General features: G+C 63.4%; 3 protein-coding genes. 1 reads left to right on the top strand and 2 read right to left on the bottom strand.

The annotated features are described in order from the left end of the window. The coding region (locus tag WAN02_RS28885; RefSeq protein WP_422268816.1) for a sensor histidine kinase at window positions 1-1,130 on the bottom strand (1,130 nt) is incomplete at its 3' end. 18 nt (window positions 1,131-1,148) lie between these two features. Next, window positions 1,149-1,922, bottom strand: coding sequence for a response regulator transcription factor (locus tag WAN02_RS28880; RefSeq protein WP_422268815.1), 774 nt, complete (start codon window positions 1,920-1,922; stop codon window positions 1,149-1,151). A gap of 162 nt (window positions 1,923-2,084) precedes the next feature. Here WAN02_RS28880 and WAN02_RS28875 point away from each other — a divergent pair. Beyond that, on the top strand, window positions 2,085-2,808 hold a 724-nt coding region (locus tag WAN02_RS28875; RefSeq protein WP_422268814.1), incomplete at its 3' end, for a hypothetical protein.

Genomic DNA, 2,808 nt, shown 5'->3' with positions numbered 1-2,808 from the left:
ACCCAGACCGGCTCGTCGGGCAAGTCTTTGACCCACTGATGTTTTGGCGCGGCAACCGCCGCGTCGTTGACCGCGTTGAGGACGATGTCGCCGAGGTCGACATCCTCGGTTTGCAGATCTTCACCCTCGCCCAGCCGAGACAACAGCAGGAGTTCGTCGACGAGCGAGGTCATCCGGCGGGCTTCCGACTCGATCCGGGCCAACGCGTATTCCGTGGTCGGCGGAAGCGCCGCGCTGTCCTGGCGGGTGAGTTCGGAATAGCCCTGAATCGCGGCCAGCGGGGTCCGTAGCTCGTGGCTGGCGTCGCTAATGAATTGTCGCATGCGCCGATCGGATTCGGCTCGATGAGTCAGCGCGCTGTCGACGTTCTCCAGTAATCGGTTCAAGGTGTGTCCGACGATTCCGACCTCGTTGTCGGGATCGGTGTCGTCCGGTTGCACCCTGGCGGTGATGCGATGGTCATCACCGGTGAGCGGAGCGCCCGCGACCTCCGCGGCGGTGACGGCCACCCGGCGCAACGGCCGCAGTGCATAGCCGACCACCAACGCGGTGAGACCCGCCGTCACCAGCAGTGCCGCGATCGAAAGTACTGTCGCGCTGACGATCCGGCGGGAAATGGTCTTGTTGACCAGGCCCAGGGAAACCCCGACGACGAGCTTGTCATCGGAACCGGACTGTTGGCTACTCATCCGGTACGGGCCGAGCCGGCCGAGTTTCACCGTGCGGAGCTCACCGTCGTGCCACGACTCTGCCTTGATCGCCGCGATGACGTCCGGCGTGGCGGGCCGCGGATCGTCTTCGAAAAAGACCGCCGAACCGATCACGTCGCCGCCATGGATCACGGCGATCACATTTCCGGTGTTCTGCTCGGTGAATCCCAGCAGGGCCTGTCCGATATCGCCGTGCCGTCCGGATTCGCTGGCGCGGTGCCGGGTAAACGAATGGTCCAGTGCGTCAAGCGAACTGTCGACTTCGGCGTCGTTCATTGCGTTGACGTAGTTCCGCAAGCTCACCACCGAGATGACGCCGACCACCAAGAGGACAACGGTGACCACCGCGGAGACCCCCAAGACCAATTGACGGCGCAATGTGCGTGGGCGCCACCACCGAGTGGTTGCGGCCCTGGTCATTTCGCTGCCATCTTGATGTCAGGCCGGCGCGCGGAGCATGTATCCGACACCGCGGACGGTGTGAATCATCGGCTCTCTACCGGCGTCGATCTTCTTCCGCAGATACGAGATGTACAGATCGACAATGCTGGTGCGTCCGGCGAAGTCGTAATTCCAGACGCGGTCCAAGATCTCGGTGCGAGTCAGTGCCCGGCGGGGATTGCGCATCAGGAAGCGCAGCAGCTCGAACTCGGTCGAGGACAGCGAAATCGTTGTGCCTGCCCGCGTTACTTCGTGGCTTGCGCCGTCGAGCGTGAGATCGCCGACCGTCAGTTCGTCCTCAGCCGGGGGAGCCAGGTGGCTGGAGCGTCGCAGCAGTCCGCGCAAGCGGGCGACCAACTCCTCCAAGCTGAACGGCTTGGTCATGTAGTCGTCGGCGCCCGCGGTCAAGCCGGTCACCCGGTCCATCACCGAATCCCGGGCAGTGAGAAACAGGGTGGGCGTATAGGGCCCTGATTCGCGGACCCGCTGCAGGATCTGCAGACCATCGACGTCGGGAAGCATGATGTCCAGGACGAGCACATCGGGTTCGACCTCGTCGAACTTGCTCACCGCCTCCCGGCCGTTGTGCGTGACCTCGACGGTCCAGCCCTCATAGTGCAACGCCATCTTGACCAGGTTGGTCAGGGCTGGCTCGTCGTCGACCAGCAAGACGCGGATGGGGGAACCGTCGTCCCGGCTGATCCGGGGAAGCTGCCCGAGAATGGCCTGACGCGGCCGCTGATCACGTGCGGAAGCAGACATAACCGCCATGGTCGCCGATTCTTCCTGCCGCACACCGCGTTGTCACCAAGCTCATATCTTTCTCACATGCGTTGGCTATCCGGCGAAGACGTTCGGCGGTCATGCCTCGCCCAGCGAGCGCTATGAAGATCGGGTACCGTACCTGGCAATTCGGGGACTGCGGGAGGGCGTATGACGGTCGCTGAGCCGATCATCGTCGTGCTCGGCCCCTGGTGCGGCGGCACGTCGGCCGTCGCGAAAGTTCTTCACCATCTTGGGGTTTTGATGGGCACACGATTCGATGTGGGTGTTCGCGAACTGGACGACACCTGGGAGGACACGGATCTCAGTCTGTTGTGCCGCAGGGCTTTTACCGAGCCTGGTGGTCAGCTGTTAATGGATGTTCGTACCTTGAGAGTGAATCTTCGAGATTGGGCCACCAATCATCGCAATGCCGCCCGCATCGCGGGACGTCGGCCCGGTGTGAAGCATCCCGCTCTTTGCATCGCGGTGGACCACATCCGGGACGCCTGGGGGCCATTGGTGCCGGTTGTGGTAGACCGACCCCCAGCCAACGTGGTGGCTTCGTTGAATCGACTCGGTTGGTGGGCTGACGAAAAAGAGCGGGCTGAATCGACGGCTCACTTGATCGCCGCCCGTGACCTCGCGCTGGCCGGTGTTCCGACGGTGCGGGTCGATTTCGAGGAACTTCGCTCCACGCCTGCCATTGTGATCCGCCGTCTCGCGGGCGAGTTGGGCCTCGAGATAACCGACGCACAATTTGAGGCGGCTGTCAGCAGTGTGGTGCCCGCAGCGGAGGTCCCGCGCGACGATCCCCACCAGCGGCTCATCGAACGTTTCCTGGCGGAAGCGGAAAGCAACCCCGATGATCCACAACCCGTGCACATGTTGGCGC

The sequence above is a fragment of the Mycobacterium sp. genome, assembly GCF_049281135.1.
Taxonomy (GTDB): domain Bacteria; phylum Actinomycetota; class Actinomycetes; order Mycobacteriales; family Mycobacteriaceae; genus Mycobacterium.
The sequence above is the reverse complement of the archived record's forward strand: the minus strand, read 5'-3'. Positions and strand labels throughout refer to the sequence as shown.